The 14,419-nt window shown below is 68.9% G+C and carries 12 protein-coding genes; all 12 read right to left on the bottom strand.

Annotation, left to right across the window (positions count from 1 at the left end; genetic code table 11):
• Positions 1 to 892: 892 nt before the first annotated feature.
• Positions 893 to 1,447 carry a transcriptional regulator NrdR gene (gene nrdR / locus ABD172_RS07450; RefSeq protein WP_344308365.1) on the bottom strand — a complete coding sequence of 185 codons (555 nt, stop codon included), beginning with the start codon at positions 1,445 to 1,447 and terminating at the stop codon, positions 893 to 895.
• The gene (gene hisD / locus ABD172_RS07445) at positions 1,447 to 2,757 is read right to left on the bottom strand and encodes a histidinol dehydrogenase (RefSeq protein WP_344308529.1); all 1,311 of its coding nucleotides are present in this window, start codon (positions 2,755 to 2,757) and stop codon (positions 1,447 to 1,449) included. The genes nrdR and hisD overlap by 1 nt, the downstream gene beginning before the upstream one ends.
• A gap of 110 nt (positions 2,758 to 2,867) precedes the next feature.
• On the bottom strand, positions 2,868 to 6,401 hold the full coding sequence (gene dnaE / locus ABD172_RS07440) for a DNA polymerase III subunit alpha (RefSeq protein ID WP_425546669.1): 3,534 nt from the start codon (positions 6,399 to 6,401) through the stop codon (positions 2,868 to 2,870).
• A gap of 97 nt (positions 6,402 to 6,498) precedes the next feature.
• Positions 6,499 to 7,428 (bottom strand): RluA family pseudouridine synthase, encoded by a 930-nt coding sequence (locus ABD172_RS07435; protein WP_344308361.1) that lies wholly within the window; start codon positions 7,426 to 7,428, stop codon positions 6,499 to 6,501.
• Positions 7,425 to 7,997 carry a signal peptidase II gene (locus ABD172_RS07430; protein WP_344308359.1) on the bottom strand — a complete coding sequence of 191 codons (573 nt, stop codon included), beginning with the start codon at positions 7,995 to 7,997 and terminating at the stop codon, positions 7,425 to 7,427. Before ABD172_RS07430 ends, ABD172_RS07435 begins: the two co-directional genes overlap by 4 nt.
• 147 nt (positions 7,998 to 8,144) lie before the next feature.
• Positions 8,145 to 8,933: a DivIVA domain-containing protein gene (locus ABD172_RS07425; RefSeq protein WP_344308357.1), complete on the bottom strand. Its 789-nt coding sequence runs from the start codon at positions 8,931 to 8,933 to the stop codon at positions 8,145 to 8,147.
• A 134-nt stretch (positions 8,934 to 9,067) separates the two neighbouring features.
• The gene (locus ABD172_RS07420) at positions 9,068 to 9,367 is read right to left on the bottom strand and encodes a YggT family protein (RefSeq protein WP_344308355.1); all 300 of its coding nucleotides are present in this window, start codon (positions 9,365 to 9,367) and stop codon (positions 9,068 to 9,070) included.
• Positions 9,368 to 9,483: 116 nt separating this feature from the next.
• On the bottom strand, positions 9,484 to 9,987 hold the full coding sequence (locus ABD172_RS07415; RefSeq protein ID WP_344308353.1) for a cell division protein SepF: 504 nt from the start codon (positions 9,985 to 9,987) through the stop codon (positions 9,484 to 9,486).
• A gap of 82 nt (positions 9,988 to 10,069) precedes the next feature.
• On the bottom strand, positions 10,070 to 10,840 hold the full coding sequence (pgeF, locus tag ABD172_RS07410) for a peptidoglycan editing factor PgeF (RefSeq protein WP_344308352.1): 771 nt from the start codon (positions 10,838 to 10,840) through the stop codon (positions 10,070 to 10,072).
• A 7-nt stretch (positions 10,841 to 10,847) separates the two neighbouring features.
• Complete coding sequence (gene ftsZ, locus ABD172_RS07405; RefSeq protein ID WP_344308351.1) at positions 10,848 to 12,020, bottom strand: cell division protein FtsZ; 1,173 nt, start codon at positions 12,018 to 12,020, stop codon at positions 10,848 to 10,850.
• A gap of 105 nt (positions 12,021 to 12,125) precedes the next feature.
• Positions 12,126 to 12,992, bottom strand: coding sequence for a cell division protein FtsQ/DivIB (locus ABD172_RS07400; protein ID WP_344308349.1), 867 nt, complete (start codon positions 12,990 to 12,992; stop codon positions 12,126 to 12,128).
• Positions 12,976 to 14,418, bottom strand: a complete 1,443-nt coding sequence (gene murC / locus ABD172_RS07395; protein ID WP_344308527.1) for a UDP-N-acetylmuramate--L-alanine ligase — start codon at positions 14,416 to 14,418, stop codon at positions 12,976 to 12,978. Before murC ends, ABD172_RS07400 begins: the two co-directional genes overlap by 17 nt.
• Position 14,419: the final 1 nt, after the last annotated feature.

Below are 14,419 nucleotides of genomic sequence, written 5' to 3'. Positions count from 1 at the left end.
GGGCCTTCTCGTCGGCCGAGGCGCAGCTTCGAGGAATGCGTGGACCGTGCTTTCGTACCGACGGTGCTTTCGTACAGAAACGGCGCGAACATTTTCACAGTCCGGGGACTTCCGGGCGCACCCGGGGACTTCCGGCCGGCACTCACGCGTGCTTCTCGGCCTGCGTCGACACCTGACTTTGCGCCGTCGGCACCGCGGGTGATGGTTCGACTGCACGTACTCGCCCGAGTGGAGTCGAGTGCCCGAGCGTGTGCGATCGACGATCTTCACATCGCGATTCGCTGCGGGCGCCGCTGTTGAGATCGCAATCGATGGTGGGGTTTCGGCGAGATCGCGCAGCCGATCGCGACCTGAATCCCGCATTCGCAGCCGATTGCGATTTCGATGCACGGTCGGGCTCATCCGGGAACAAGGAATGCGAAGACGTACCAGTCCTGGCCGCCTCTGACGGCATCCCACGATCAGCTGCACGATTTGGCACGATCCAGCCGTATGAAATCGTGCCAAATCGTGCAGCTGATTCCGAGATCGTGCCGACGTGCACAGCTGATTCCGGCTGCCTCCGGATCTCCACCCGGGAACTCCACCGGGGAACGTGGAACCGCGCGCCCGGAACAGAAGGGGTGAGTAGCGAGGGGGTGAGTGCCCAAGAAAAGGGCCGCGGGGCATCGGCTTCCCCTCCGATGCCCCGCGGCTGAGTCCTAGCATACATGGAAATCCAGCTCGGTCACACCTGACCCTCAGGAATTCCGGTTCCGCTCGAGTTTTTTCTGCGGGCCGTCCCACCTGGGGTTTCGCACCGTTCCCGGCGTGTCGTCACCCGCGCGTTCCGGCCGTCACCGACCCGGCCGCACGGAGGTCCGATCTCTCACCGGCCCCGCCGTCGGAGGGCCTATGCCCCGGGATTCGTCTCTGCCGAGCCCGGTGCAGCACCCGCGGTCCCGGCACCGGAACCCGAGGAGTCCCGGGCCCCGTGTGCACCCTCGGTACTCCCGGAATCGCGGGCCTCCGACCGGAGCGACTCGATCGCGGCCTCGAAGTCCTCGAGGGTCGCGAAGGACTGATAGACACTCGCGAATCGCAGGTATGCGACGTGATCGAGTTCCCGCAGCGGATCGAGGATCGCCAGCCCGATCTCGTCGGCATCGATCTCCGCGATCCCGCGCGACCGGATCGTCTCCTCGACCCGCTGGGCGAGCTTCGCGAGGTCGTCCTCGCCGACCGGGCGTCCCTGGCAGGCCTTGCGCACTCCCCCGACGACCTTCTGGCGGGAGAACTCCTCGGACACGCCCGAACGCTTGATGACGGTAAGACTCGTCGCCTCCATCGTCGTGAAGCGCCGACCGCAGTTCGGGCACTGACGGCGCCGGCGGATCGAGGAGCCGTCCTCCGCGGTGCGCGAGTCGACGACCCGGGAGTCCACGTGACGGCAGAAGGGGCAGTGCATTACACGTCACCCCCGAAGCGGACGGTCACCGCGGTGCCGTGGGCCGGCAGATCCTCCTCCGTCGCGAGCACCGTGACGTGCTCGGCGACGGCGGCGAGGGCGTCCCGCGGGTAGTCGACGACCTGGCTGCCCTTGAGGAAGGACTGCACACCGAGCGCGGACGAGTAGGCAGCGGTCCCGAGTGTCGGCAGGACGTGGTTCGACCCCGAGCAGTAGTCCCCGAGCGCAACCGGCGAGTGATCGCCGAGGAAGAGGGTGCCACCGTTCGTCACCCGTGCGGCGACGGCCTGCGGATCGGCGACCATGAGCTCGACGTGCTCACCCGCATAGGCGTTGAGCACGGCGATACCGGCATCGAGGTCGTCGACGAGCACGATCCCGGACTGGTTCCCGGCGAGAGCCCGCCGCACCCGGTCGGTGTGGGCCGTGGCGGCGACCTGGGTCCGCAGTTCGTCCTGGACCGCCTCGGCGAGGGAGGCCTCCGCGGTGACGAGGACGGAAGCGGCGAGCGGATCGTGCTCGGCCTGGCTCACGAGGTCCGCGGCGACGAACCGCGGGTCCGCCGTCGCATCCGCGAGCACGATGATCTCCGTGGGCCCGGCGACCGCGTCGATCCCGACGACCCCGCGCACACTCGCCTTGGCCGCGGCGACGAAGGCATTGCCCGGACCGGTGATGAGGTCGACGGGTTCGAGGTCCTCCCCGTCGTCGAACCCGTAGGCGAACGCCGCGATCGCCTGGGACCCGCCCATCGCCCACACCTCGTCGACGCCGAGCATCGCCGCAGCGGCGAGCACGGTCGGGTGCGGAAGCCCGTCGGCCTGCGGGGGCGAAGCGATCGCGAGAGAGGGCACCCCGGCGGCCTGCGCCGGGACGACGTTCATCACGACGGTCGACGGGTAGACCGCGAGGCCGCCGGGCACATAGAGCCCCACACGATCGACCGGCAGCCAACGGGTCGTCACGGTGCCGCCGCCGGTGAACTCGGTCGTCACGGCGGACCGGACGTCCGCCTCGGCGACCGCCCGGGCACGGGTGATGGTCTCCTCGAGAGCACTACGGACCGCGGGCGCGAGGCCCTCGAGCGCCGCCGCGAGTGCCGCGGCGGGGACCCGCAACGTGTCCGGCTGCACGTGGTCGAACCGTTCCGTGTACTCGAGGACGGCGGCGCGGCCACGTTCGCGGATGTCCTGGATCATGGGTCCGACCGCGGAGATCGCGTCGGAGATGTCGACCGAGGCGCGCGGCACCCGGGTCCGGAGCGTCCGGCGGTCGAGCGGCGAGTTGCGGAAGTCGAGCACATTCATCATCGGTTCAGTCACCCGTGCATTCTACGTCCGCACGTCCCACCACCGGTGTCGGGACCGTCACCCGAACGGCGCCCACCACCGGGCGTCCCCGGCGCCGGTGCACCGAGCGCTCAGGCGAACGGGTTCGTGGCGCCGGAGGCGACGAGGCACCGGGGACCGAGGAGTCCTTTGAGGTCCCCGAACAGGTTCGGTCCCGGCGTCACCCGGAGGGAACGGTCGAGGCGCATCACGGTCGTCCGCCCGGGCCCCGTGAGCTCGAGGTGGACCTCCGAGCTCCCGGCGTTCGCGACGAGGACGTCCTTGAGGCGACGGGCGAGGTCCTCCGTGCACCGTTCGATCGGCAGCGTGATCCCGACCGGGCGGTCCTGCGGATCCGTGACGTCCGGGATCGTCATCGACTGCGCCATGAGGGAGGTCCCGCGGTCCTCCGAGGTCCGGATGCGTCCGGTGACGGTGATGACGAGGTCGTTCTGCAGGAGCGTCGCGACGGGTTCGTAGACGTCCCCGAAGAACATCACCTCGATGCTCGCGTTGAGGTCCTCCATCGTCACGATCGCGTACGGCTTGCCGGAGTTCTTCGACACCTTCCGGGTGACCGTCGTGATCATGCCGCAGATCCGGGTCTGGGATCCGTCGGGACGGTGGCTCTCGGGATCGACGATCTCCGCGATCGAGGCCTCGGCCTCCGAACTCAGCACGCCCTCGAGGCCGTTGAGCGGATGGTCGGAGACGTAGAGACCGAGCATCTCGCGTTCGAATGCGAGCTTCTCCTTCTTCTCCCAGTCCGGCCGCTCCGGGATCGTCACGGAGAACACCGCTTCGTCCTCGCCGCCGTCGAGCGCGGCGAAGAGGTCGAACTGGCCGGCCGCCTCCTGCCGCTTCACCCCGACGACCGCGTCGACGGCCTCCTCGTGGATCTCGACGAGCGACCGGCGGGTGTGCCCGAGCGAGTCGAAGGCACCGGCCTTGATGAGGGACTCGATCGTGCGCTTGTTGCACACCTGGCTCGGCACCTTGTCGAGGAAGTCGTTGAAGGAAGTGAACGCACCCTTCCCCTCGCGCGCCTCGACGATCCCGGCGACGACGTTCGCACCGACGTTGCGGACCGCACCCATGCCGAAACGGATGTCGGAACCGACCGGGGTGAAGGTCTGGGCGGATTCATTCACATCGGGGGCGAGGACGGTGATGTGCATGCGACGGCACTCGTTGAGGTACATCGCGAGTTTGTCCTTGTTGTCACCGACCGAGGTGAGGAGGGCCGCCATGTACTCCGCTGGGTAGTGCGCCTTGAGATACGCGGTCCAGTAGGACACGACACCGTACGCGGCCGAGTGGGCCTTGTTGAACGCGTAGTCGGAGAAGGGCAGGAGGATGTCCCAGAGGGCCTGCGCGGCCTCCTTCGAGTACCCGCGTTCCTTCATGCCCCCGAAGAAGCCGACCTGCTGCTTGTCGAGCTCGGACTTCTTCTTCTTGCCCATCGCGCGGCGCAGGATGTCCGCCTGGCCGAGGGAGTAGCCGGCGACCTTCTGCGCGATCGCCATCACCTGCTCCTGGTAGATGATGAGGCCGTAGGTCGTGTCGAGGATCTCGCGGAGCGGTTCCTCGAGCTCGGGGTGGATCGGGGTCTTCTCCTGCAGACCGTTCTTGCGCAGCGCGTAGTTCGTGTGCGAATCGGCACCCATCGGGCCCGGCCGGTACAGTGCCAGGGTTGCGGAGATGTCCTCGAAGTTGTCGGGCTTCATGAGCCGCAGGAGGCTCTGCAGACCGCCGCCGTCGAGCTGGAACACGCCCACCGTGTCACCGCTCGCGAGGAGTTCGTACGCCTTCTTGTCGTCGAGCGCGAGGTGCTCGAGATCGAGGTCGAAATCGCGGTTGTACCGGATGTTCTCGAGCGCGTCGGAGATGATCGTGAGGTTGCGCAACCCCAGGAAGTCCATCTTGATGAGGCCGAGGCCCTCGGACGTCGGGTAGTCGAACTGCGTGATGACCTGGCCGTCCTGGAACCGGCGCATGATGGGGATGACGTCGATGATGGGGTGCGAGGACATGATGACGCCGGCGGCGTGGACGCCCCACTGCCGCTTCAGCCCCTCGAGGCCCTTCGCGGTCTCGAAGGTCTCCCGTGCCTCGGGGTCGGTGGCGATGAGTTCCCGGAACTCACCGGCCTCGCCGTAGCGCTTCGCCTCCGGGTTCTCGATGTCCGCGAGCGGGATGTCCTTCGCCATCTGTGCCGGCGGGAGGGCCTTCGTGAGGCGTTCGCCCATGGAGAAGGGCTTGCCGAGCACACGTGCGGAGTCCTTGAGTGCCTGCTTCGTCTTGATCGTGCCGTAGGTGACGATCATCGCGACGCGTTCGTCGCCGTACTTCTCGGTGACGTAGTCGATGACCTCGGAACGCCGACGGTCGTCGAAGTCGACGTCGAAGTCGGGCATCGACACACGGTCGGGGTTGAGGAAGCGCTCGAAGATGAGGCCGTGCTGGATCGGATCGAGGTCGGTGATGCGCATCGCGTACGCGACCATCGAGCCGGCACCGGAACCACGACCGGGACCCACGCGGATCCCGTTGTCCTTCGACCAGTTGATGAAGTCCGCGACGACGAGGAAGTAGCCGGGGAACCCCATCTGGATGATGATGTCGAGCTCGTAGTCGGCCCGTTCGCGCACATTCGTCGGCACGCCGTCGGGGTACCGGTACTGGAGTCCCCGATTGACCTCCTCGATGAGCCACGAGGTCTCGTCGTGCCCGGGCGGGCACGGGAACTTCGGCATGTAGTTCGCCTCGGTGTCGAAGGACACCTCGCAGCGTTCGGCGATGCGCAGCGTGTTGTCGCACGCCTCGGGGAACTCGGAGAACAGCGAGCGCATCTCCGCGGGCGACTTGAGATAGTACCCGGTCCCGCTGAAGGCGAAACGGCTGCCGCCCTGGTCGTACGTCGGTTCGATGAGTTTCGACCCGGACTGGATCGCGAGGAGTGCCTCGTGCGCCTTCGCATCGGACTCATGGGTGTAGTGGAGGTCGTTCGTCGCCACGAGCGGCAGGTTCAACTGCTCGCCCAGGCGCAGGAGGTCCTTCGTCACCCGGCGTTCGATGTCGAGCCCGTGGTCCATGAGCTCGAGGTAGTAGTTCTCCGCGCCGAAGATGTCGCGGTACTTCGCCGCCGCCTCGACCGCCTGGTCGTACAGCCCGAGGCGGAGCTTCGTCTGCACCTCGCCCGAAGGGCAGCCGGTCGTCGCGATGAGGCCCTTCGAGTACGTCGTGAGGAGTTCCTCGTCGATCCGCGGCCATTTGCCGAAGACACTGTCGAGCGAGGCGATCGACGACATCTTGAAGAGGTTGTGCATGCCCTCGTTGTCGCGTGCGAGGAGGGTCATGTGGGTGTACGCGCCACCGCCGGAGACGTCGTCGCCGCGCTGGCTCTCGTCGGTGCGCCACTTCACGCGGGTCTTGTCGGTGCGGTGCGTGCCCGGGGTGATGTACGCCTCGACGCCGATGATGGGGCGGATCCCCGCCCCGGTGGCCTGTTTCCAGAAGTCGAAGGCGCCGAAGAGGTAACCGTGGTCGGTCGTCGCCATCGCGCTCATGCCGAGTTCGTTCGCCGCGGCCATGAGGTCGCCGAGGCGGGCGGCACCGTCGAGCATCGAGTACTCGGTGTGGACGTGGAGGTGGGCGAAGTCCTGGGTGGCGGTCACGAGGGGTCCTCCGATCGACGACGGGGTGGTGAGCGGTGGAACGCTCTCACCATTGTGCCGCGCGCACGGTGTCGAGTGCGTGCTGCAGGTCCTGCGGGTAGGCGCTCTCGAACTCGACCCACTCCCCCGTCTCCGGGTGCGTGAAGCCCAGTTTCACCGCGTGCAACCACTGTCGTTCGAGACCGAGTCGCGTGGCGAGGGTCGGGTCGGCACCGTAGGGAAGATCACCCGCGCACGGGTGCCCCGTGGCCGACATGTGGACCCGGATCTGGTGGGTCCGGCCGGTCTCCAGGTGCACCTCGACGAGCGTGGCGGACTTGTGGACCTCGAGCACCTCGTAGTGCGTGACCGCGTGCTTGCCGTCCTGTCGGACCGCGTAGAGACCGTCGCGCTTGGGGTTCCGGCCGATGGGTGCCTCGATCGTCCCGACGAGCGGGTCCGGCAGCCCCTGGACGAGCGCGTGGTACGTCTTCTCCACGGTGCGTTCCTTGAATGCGCGCTTGAGGACGCTGTACGCGTGCTCGCCCTTCGCGACGACCATGACGCCCGAGGTGCCCACATCGAGGCGATGCACGATCCCCTGGCGCTCCGAGGCGCCCGAGGTGGCGATCGCGTACCCGGCACCGGCGAGCCCACCGATCACCGTGGGGCCCTTCCAGCCGGCGGCCGGGTGCGCGGCCACGCCGACCGGCTTGTCGACGACGACGAATGCGTCGTCGTCGTAGAGCACCGTCATGCCCTCGACGGGTTCGGCGACGACCTCGAGCGGCTTCTTCGGGTCGGGCATCGTGACGTCGAGCATCGCTCCCGAGCGGACCCGCTCGGACTTCCCGACGACCTGACCGTCGAGTTTCACGCCGCCGTCCGAGGCGATCTGGGCGGCCGCGGTGCGAGAGAGGCCCAGCAGTCGACCGAGGGCGGCGTCCACGCGTTCGCCCTCGAGTCCCTCGGGGACGAAGAAGGTGCGTTCGTTCATGCCGTTTCCCTTTCCTCCGGCGCCTGTGGGCCCGGGCCCTGCTCATCGGTGCCGGGTGCGGGGTCCTCGCCCTCGCGACGGCCGTCGAGTCCGATGCCCCGGAAGGTGAGGACCACGACGACGACCGCGGCGGCGCTGATCGCGATGTCGGCGACATTGCAGATGAAGAAGTACAGATCGATGAAGTCGACGACCGCGCCGTGGAAGGCCCCGGGGGCCCGGAATAGTCGGTCGAGGAGATTGCCGGTGAGACCGCCGAGCAGAAGACCGAGGCCGAGCGCCCACCCACGCGAACCGAGCTTCCGACCGGCGAACAGGATGCCGACGAGGACGACCATCGCGATGAGGGCGAAGACCCACGTGGACCCCGCACCCATGCCGAAGGCGGCCCCCGGGTTGCGGTAGAACGCGAACCCCGCGAGATCGCCGATGACGGGGATCGGTGGCCGGTCCTCGAGGTAGTGGATCGCGAGCTGTTTCGTCACCTGATCGACGGCGACGACGAGGCCGGCGATGCCGAAGAGCGCCACGAGGAGGACCGAGCGCGGCCGGGTTCCGGGATCGTTCACGTGCAGGGTCTCTCCTCGGGGTACGCGGTGCGCTCCGCTGCTGCGGAGCGCCGGTCCATCCTATCGAACGACGCCCGCACACACGACGCGGCCCCGCTCCCTCGAGGAGGGAACGGGGCCGCGGGTGTCGACGCGACAGGGCCGGGCTCAGACGCCCTTGCTCAGGGTCTCCGGGGCAAGCGAACCGGAGGACTCGAGATCGCGCAGCTGATCGTTGAGGTAGCTCTTGAGGCGCGTGCGGTACTGGCGCTCGAAGTTCGAGAGGCCGTCGATCTCGCGTTCGAGGTTCGACTTCTCGGTCTCGAGGGCCTTGAGGACCTCCTCGCGCTTCTTCTCCGCCTCACCGACGAGGTTCTTCGCCTTGGTCTCCGCCTCACCGACGAGGGTCTTGGCCTTCGCCTCGGCCTCGCTGATGAGCTTGTCGCGGGTGGCCTCACCCTCGGCGACGTGCTCGTCGTGCACACGCTGGGCGAGTGCGATGAGTCCGTGGGCGTCCGGTGCGGAACCGGTGACGGCAGAGGCGCCGGCGGGAGCCGGGGACGCCGCGGCAGCGGGCTTCGCCGGAGCGGCCGGAGCGGTGGCCTTCGCCTCGGCGGGCTTCGCGGCCGGAGCTGCGGGCGCCTCGGCTGCGGGCTTGGCCTCGGCGGGCTTCGCGTCGGCGGCGTTCGGCTTCGACGCGGCCGGCATGACCTGGGTGGCGTCGGGGTCCGCCGGAGCAGCGGCGGGGGCCGCGGCGGCCGGTGCGGACTCGAGCTCGGCGACCCGTGCCTCGGCGGTGGAGAGCTTCTTGCGGAGGGAGTCGTTCTCCTCCGTGAGGCGGCGCAGTTCGACGACGACCTCGTCCAGGAAGTCGTCGACCTCGTCCTGGTCGTATCCGTCGCGGAACTTGACGTGCTGGAACCGCTTGTTCACTACATCTTCAGGCGTGAGCGCCATGAGGCCACCTTCGGTCGGGAGTGCTTGCTGTGGAACCGTTGTACCACGTGAGGTGCCACACCGGTCATCACGGACACACTACAACACGGCAACTCGGATTGTCGCGCGGGGCGGTACGGGCCCCTGCGGAGGCCTCAGGCCATCGAACGTGCGGCCGCGAGCAGGAACCCCGAGAGGATCTGCACACCGATGAAGATGATGATGAATCCGAGGTCGATCGCGATCTGACCGAGTCGCAGCGGCGGGATCACCTTGCGGACGAGCTTGATCGGCGGGTCCGTGACGGTGAAGACGAACTCGCACAGCACGAGGACGAATCCCTGGGGGCGCCAGTCGCGGGCGAAGGCCTGGATGAGATCGATGACGACGCGCGCGAGGAGCACGTAGACATACAGGTTGAGCAACCAGGCGAGAAGAACGAGGACAAGGCTCATGACGGGGGTGGTATCACTCTCGTACGAAATCGGACGGCGGACCACCTCCAGGGTAGTCCGCCGTCCTCGGGATTTCTCGACAACCGGCCGGGAGTTCACCCGGCGAACGGGGCCGGTCAGCTCTGGTTGAAGAAGCTGGCCTGGGTGCGTGCGGGCGAGGCGTCCTCGCCGCTCACCTCGACGTTCTCGGGCGTGAGGAGGAACACGTTGTTCGTCACCTTCTCGATGGAGCCGCGGAGTCCGAAGATGAGGCCGGCGGAGAAGTCGACGAGGCGCTTCGAGTTGGCCTCGTCCATCGCCGTGAGGTTCATGATGACGGGGATGCCGTCCCGGAACGCGGTGCCGATCGCCTTCGCGTCGTTGTAGCTGCGGGGGTGGATGGTGCGGATCCGATTCATGGCGGCCAGCGGAGCCGACTCGACCGGGCGGACCGACGAACGGATCGGGGTCACGGCCGCGGGTGCGGCGTCCTCCTCCTCGTCCTCGTAGGTGTCGAACGAATCGGCCGGGGCCTCCTCGACGACGGTGCGGCGATCACGTTCCGCGTGGGCGGGCGTGAAATCGTCCTGGTCCTCCTCGACGAAGCCCAGATACGTGCCGAGTTTCTTCATCGCGCTCATCGCAACTCCTCAGGTCGGAAATCCCTTGCCACGAAAGTACCCGAGGGGCCGGTCACCGCCGCGCAGGCACACCGGCGTGTCGTCACTCGGGGTCGCGCCGCAGCCAGACCACTCCGGCGAATCGCCCGGTCGGCGCTCCCGCACGGTGGGAGAACAGGTCCGGGTGTTCGTACGTACACGCGCGGCTCCAGTGGACGATCTCCACGCCGGCGCGGTGCAGCCCGGCCACCACCCCGGCGGCGACGTCGAGCGCGGGCGTCCCGGTCCTGGACACCGAGGCGCTCACCGGTTCCCGCTCCGCGACCTCCGCGCGCATGTCGGCAGGCACCTCGTAGCACCGCGGGCACACCGAGGGGCCGATGGCGGCACGGATGCGCTGTGCCCCGCGGGCGTGCATCCGGTCGACGGTCTCCCGGACGATACCGGCCGCCATCCCCTTCCGCCCCGCGTGGACCGCGGCGACGACCCCGGCGTCGGGATCGGCGAGGAGGATCGGGGTGCAGTCGGCGACGAGGATCACGAGACCGAGGTCGAGTGCGGTCGTGAACTGGGCGTCGGCCTCCACCGGTCCCGTGTCCGTGCCGCTCACGCCCGGGGAACCGGCACCCGGTTCGAGCACCTCGTGGACGTGGGTGCCGTGCACCTGGGAGACGTATCGCATCCGCGCCCCGGCGAGACCGAGCGCCGAGGCGAGGAGTTCGCGGTTGGCCTCGACGGCCGCCGGCTCGTCCCCGACGTGTTTGCCGAGGTTGAAGGAATCGAAGGGCGGGGACGAGAAACCGCCCCGCCGATCCGTGAAGGCCATGTGTGCGGACACACGGTCACCGGGAACGACGAGGCGGTCGTGAAGCACCTGGACCTCAGCGGAGGAACTCGGGGATGTCGATGTCGGAGGGGTCGAAGCGGCTGGGCTTCTCCTCCGGCAGCGAGGACGGGACCGCCTCGGCCGCCTGCGGCGCCGGGGAGACCTCGGCGGCGGGGGCCGGGTCCTGGGTGGGAACGGCTGCCGGGGCGGGCGCGGCGGGGGCCGCCTTCGCCGCCGGGGTCTCCTTGGGCGCGGACACCGGCTTCGTCGGCGTGGACGGACCGGAGTTGTCGAAGCCCGCGGCGATGACGGTGATCCGGCATTCGTCGCCGAGGTTGTCGTCGATGACCGTACCGAAGATGATGTTCGCCTCCGGGTGCGCGGCCTCCTGGACGAGGCGGGCGGCCTCGTTGATCTCGAAGAGACCGAGGTCCGAACCACCCTGGATCGACAGGAGCACACCGTGTGCGCCCTCGATGCTCGCCTCGAGCAGCGGGGACGCGATCGCGGCCTCCGCCGCCTGCACGGCGCGGTCGTCGCCGACGGCCGAACCGATGCCCATGAGAGCGGTGCCGGCGTCCTTCATCACGGACTTCACGTCCGCGAAGTCGAGGTTGATCATGCCCGGCGTCGAGATGAGATCGGTGATGCCCTGGACACCCGAACGGAGGACCTCGTCGGCGGACTGGAACGCCTCGATGACGGAGACGTTGCGGTCCGAGATCGACAGGAGACGGTCGTTCGGAATGACGATGAGGGTGTCGACCTCTTCGCGCAGCTGCGCGATGCCGGACTCCGCCTGCTGGGACCGCCGACGCCCCTCGAAGGTGAAGGGACGGGTGACGACACCGATCGTGAGGGCACCGAGCGCCCGGGCGATGCGTGCGACGACAGGAGCGGCACCGGTGCCGGTTCCGCCGCCCTCGCCTGCGGTGACGAAGACCATGTCGGCGCCCTCGAGCGCCTCCTTGATGGCGTCCTCGGAGTCCTCCGCGGCCTTCCGACCGATCTCCGGGTCGGCACCGGCGCCGAGGCCCCGCGTGAGTTCCCGGCCGATCTCGAGCTTGAGATCCGCCTCGGAGAGGAGGAGCGCCTGCGCGTCGGTGTTGATGGCGATGAACTCGACGCCCCGCAGACCGGCGTCGATCATGCGCTGGACGGCGTTGACACCGCCGCCGCCAGTGCCGACGACCTTGATGTCAGCTCCGGATTGTGGGAATTCAGCCAAGTCGGTTCCTCTTTCGGCGCATCGGTCCCGGATAGGACGAACGGTGGGTGTCTTGCGTGCCACCACTCTAGCGGGTGGTGCGCAGCGGTTCGGGGACGTGTCGGCTCAGTCCTCCGGCGTGTCCCGCACGACCGGAGCGTCCGGTACGGAGACATCGATCGAGGTGGCGCCCTCACCGACGAGGATGCGAGCGATCTCGAACTTCCGCTCGATGTCCTCAGCGGTGCCGAAATCGATCGTCACCTCGCGCGTGTCGGCGCTCTCCTCCCCGGCCTCCGGGCTGCCGTCACGACCGGCGTCCCCGGGGATGCCGAGGACCACCTGGAGATCGGTGGCGCTGCGGACGCGCACCGACCGGACCTGCTCCCGTTCGGTGTCCGGGATCGCCCGGAGCAGTGCGAGCGACTGGGCGACCACCTCGGCACTGTCCTCGGTACCCTCGGCCCCTTCCCCGTCCGGGGCGAGTTCGACGACGGCGATCCCCTCCGGGGCCCGCTCCGCGGTGTCGATCGCGACACCCTCGGCGTCGTACCGGGTCCACGAGTCCCCCGCGTGCAGCGCGAGGACCGGCACCCGGTCGGTGAGGGTGACGACGAGGGTACGCGGACCACCCCAGGACACCTCCGCCTCGGCGATCTGGTGGTGTGCCGCGAGGACCGCCTCGGAGACCTCACCCCGGGGCACCTGTGGCAGCGGCGTGCCGGCATAGGTCTCGGTGAGCGAATCCGCGAGTGCCGAGCCGTCGACGTACTCGCTGCCGGTCACCTCGACCGACCGGACCGCGAGCACCGGGGAGAACCACAGCACCGCGGCGGTCGCGAGGACGACGACGGCGCCGCCGATCGCGAGCGACCACGTCCGGATCCGGCGCATCCGCCGGGCCCGGAGTCGCTCGCTCAGACTCGCGGGGGCCTCCTCCGTCCCGCGCACGGCCGGTCCCGAGGCGCCCCGCGGCTCAGTCCGCCGTCCCACCGTTTCCTTCCGCGAGGGTCTCCTCGAGCGCCTCGACGAGCACCGGACCGAGCATCGTGACGTCTCCGGCACCGGCGGTGATGACGATGTCACCGGGGCGTACGCGCCCGGCCACGAACGGCACTGCCTCGCTGAACGCGGGCAGGAAGGTGACGCGGTCCGCCGGAAGCGGCACCTCGTCGGCGATGATCTGTCCGGTGACCCCGGGGATCGGGTCCTCGCGGGCGGGATACACGTCGAGCACGATCGCGTCGTCGGCGAGCCCGAGCGCCGCTCCGAACTCCGCCCGGAAATTGCGGGTCCGGGAGAACAGGTGCGGCTGGAAGATCACGTGCACCTGCGAACCGGGGTCCACGACGGACCGGGCGGCCGTGAGGACCGCGTGGAGCTCCGTCGGGTGGTGCGCGTAGTCGTCGAAGACCCGCACACCGGCCGCGGTGCCCTTGAGCTCGAACCGTCTGCGGGTGCCGCCGAACGACTCCACTCCGGCCGCCGCCTCGGTGACGTCGAGACCGAGGGCGTGGACCGCGCACAGGGCCGCGGTCGCGTTGAGGGCGTTGTAGACCCCGGGCTGGACGAGGGAGATCGGACCGACGGTGCGGTCCGGGAACGAGAGCGAGAACGTCATGCCCGACTCCCCCGGTGCCACGTCGACGAGGCGCACGTCGGCGTCCTCGGACTGCCCGTAGAGGAGGACGGTCGTCCCCGACTCACGCGCCTCGAGGGCGATCGACCGCGCACCCTCGTCGTCGGCGCACGCGACGAGCGTCCCCGCGCGCTGCCGGACCTTGGCGGTGAAGTCGACGAAAGCCTGCCGGACGGCCTCCCACGACCCGTAGTGGTCGAGGTGATCGGGCTCCGCGTTCGTGATGATGCCGACCGCGGGTTCGTAGAGGAGGAAGCTGCCGTCGCTCTCGTCCGCCTCGGCGACGAAGACGTCCCCGGAGCCCTGGTGCGCGTTGATGCCGGTCGCGGTGAGCACGCCGCCGATCGCGAAGGACGGGTCGGCACCGCACGCCTGGAGGGCGACGGTCGTCATCGAGGTGGTCGTCGTCTTCCCGTGGGTGCCTGCCACGGCGACCGTGCGGCTGTCGGTCATGAGCGAGGCGAGGGCCACCGAACGGTGGACGACCCGCAGTCCCTGTGCGTGGGCGGCCACGAGTTCGGGATTGTCGGCACGGATCGCGGAGGACACGACGACGGTGTCGACGTCGTGGATGTTCTCGGCCCGCTGCCCGATGTCGATGCGGGCACCCTGGGCGCGCAGTGCGGTGACGACCGAGGAATCCTTGGCGTCCGAACCCGTCACCGTCATGTTCCGCATGAGCATGATGCGGGCGATACCGGACATCCCCGCTCCGCCGATGCCGACGAAATGCACCCGACCGAGGTCCTCGGCGGGCACGATCTCGGTGCTGTCTGTGATC

The organism is Brevibacterium samyangense (assembly GCF_039529845.1).
GTDB lineage: Bacteria > Actinomycetota > Actinomycetes > Actinomycetales > Brevibacteriaceae > Brevibacterium > Brevibacterium samyangense.
The sequence above is the reverse complement of the archived record's forward strand: the minus strand, read 5'-3'. Positions and strand labels throughout refer to the sequence as shown.

Excerpts from the sequence above, each read along its gene's own strand:
- nrdR (WP_344308365.1), bottom strand. The coding sequence starts at position 1,447 with ATGCACTGCCCCTTCTGCCGTCACGTGGACTCCCGGGTCGTCGACTCG.
- hisD (WP_344308529.1), bottom strand. The coding sequence starts at position 2,757 with ATGATGAATGTGCTCGACTTCCGCAACTCGCCGCTCGACCGCCGGACG.
- dnaE (WP_425546669.1), bottom strand. The coding sequence starts at position 6,401 with ATGCTCGACGGTGCCGCCCGCCTCGGCGACCTCATGGCCGCGGCGAAC.
- ABD172_RS07435 (WP_344308361.1), bottom strand. The coding sequence starts at position 7,428 with ATGAACGAACGCACCTTCTTCGTCCCCGAGGGACTCGAGGGCGAACGC.
- ABD172_RS07425 (WP_344308357.1), bottom strand. The coding sequence starts at position 8,933 with ATGGCGCTCACGCCTGAAGATGTAGTGAACAAGCGGTTCCAGCACGTC.
- ABD172_RS07420 (WP_344308355.1), bottom strand. The coding sequence starts at position 9,367 with ATGAGCCTTGTCCTCGTTCTTCTCGCCTGGTTGCTCAACCTGTATGTC.
- ABD172_RS07415 (WP_344308353.1), bottom strand. The coding sequence starts at position 9,987 with ATGAGCGCGATGAAGAAACTCGGCACGTATCTGGGCTTCGTCGAGGAG.